General features: G+C 72.0%; 1 protein-coding gene. It reads left to right on the top strand.

Going from position 1 to position 1,694, the window contains the following annotated elements:
• On the top strand, positions 1-1,694 hold a 1,694-nt coding region (locus tag GJV64_RS14160; RefSeq protein WP_164158095.1), incomplete at both ends, for a beta strand repeat-containing protein.

Raw genomic sequence — 1,694 nt, 5'->3', positions numbered from 1 at the left:
GGCTTCTCCGGGCCAGGCGGCGCCGGCACCGGCGGCGCGATCACGCTGGCGGCAGCCGGCGGCGGGCAGATCAGCGCCGCCAACCCGTTGCTGCTGGCAGTGAACGGCATCGGCGGCGCCAGCCAGAGCGGTGCCAGCGGCGGCACCGGCACCGGCGGCACGGTCGCGCTGCGAGCCGACGGCACCGGCAGCCTGATCAGCCTTGCCGATGCGACCCTCGGCGCCGACGGGCTGGCGGTCGCCGGCGGCAGCGGCGCGGGCGGCACCGTGCTGCTCGATGCCAGCGCTGGCGGCCTGATCGATGCTGGTCTCCTGTCGATCAGCGCCAGCGGCCTGCCGGCGCCAGGCGACAATGCCTTCAGCGGCGCTGTCCAGCTGCTGGCCCGGGGCGGTGGCACGCTCAGTCTTGCCGCACTGGATGCGCTGGCCGGCGGCTTCCTGCCCCCGGCCAGCGGCCAGCGCAGCGGCCTGGTGGCAACCGCCGGGTCCAGCATCGGCATCAGCGGCGATGCCACGCTGGCCACCGCCGGGGACATCGGCCTCAACGATGGGGGAACCATCACGGTTGGCGGCTTCCTGCAGCTTTATGCTGACGGGCTGGTGACGGCAGGCTTCGCCACGCCCACTGCTGGCGCCACCGGCACGGTGACCGCTGCGGACCTGTTCGTGCAGGCTGGCACCACCCTGTCGCTGGCCACTGCGCTGGCCACCACCGCTGGCGACATCGGCCTGCTGGCCGGCGGCGCCATCAGCGTCGGCGATCTCGGTTCGGCTCGCGATGCCATCCTGCTCGCCGGTGGCAGTGTCAGCACCGGCAGTATCACCACCGGCAGTGGCAACAGCCTGTTCATCGGCACCATCACGCAGGCTGGCTCCATCGGGTTCCCGCCCAATTCGCCGCCCGATTACAGTGCGCTGCTGGCCAGCGTGCCGGCGGCGATCAACGGCAGCATCAGCATCGGCGGCAATGTCGGCACCAGCGGTCTGCAACTGGCCGCCACCGGCAACGTGACGCTGGCCGGCACCAGCCAGGTGGATACCGATATCTTCATCATCAGCGGCGGCGACCTGGCGATCGGGCCCACCACGCTCACCGGCAGCCTGTTCCTTGATGCCGGCGGCCGCGTCAGCCTGACCGGGCCGATCGCGGCGCCCTTCATCAACGTGCAGTCGGCCGACATCGCGATCAGCGGCGGTCAGATCGGCGGCGCCGACACCCAGAGCATCAGCCTGTTCAGCCTGGCCCCCACCACGGTGATCGGGGGCGCGGGCGCTACAGCGGCCGGCAGCTACAGCCTCTCGAGTGGCGAGTTCGGCGCCCTCAGGGCCAACAGCATCTTCATCACCACCGGCGGCAGCATGCGGGTGGAACAGCTTGCCCTTGCTGCCAGCCAGACCAGTGTCTCCCTTGGTGCCGACGGCCTCTTGAGCGTGGTTGGCGCGGTTACAGCGCCACAGGCGGTGGCGGACAGCCTGCTCGACCTGTCGTCCTCCACCGGCATCGCCGTGGTGCAGGGCAGCGGCAGCATCCAGTTGGGCAGCGATCCGGCCGCCCCGGCCGGTACGCTGGACATGGCAGCGCCCTTCGTGCGGGTGGCGACGCAGACACTGCTCGACCAGATTGCGGCCGGCAGCCTGACCGGGGCGGCCCGCGACCGGGCGCTCAACGCGGCGCAGCCGGTGGGCACGCCGGC

Source organism: Sandarakinorhabdus rubra (genome assembly GCF_010994245.1).
In the GTDB taxonomy this organism is placed as follows: Bacteria; Pseudomonadota; Alphaproteobacteria; order Sphingomonadales; family Sphingomonadaceae; genus Sandarakinorhabdus; species Sandarakinorhabdus rubra.
The sequence above is the reverse complement of the archived record's forward strand: the minus strand, read 5'-3'. Positions and strand labels throughout refer to the sequence as shown.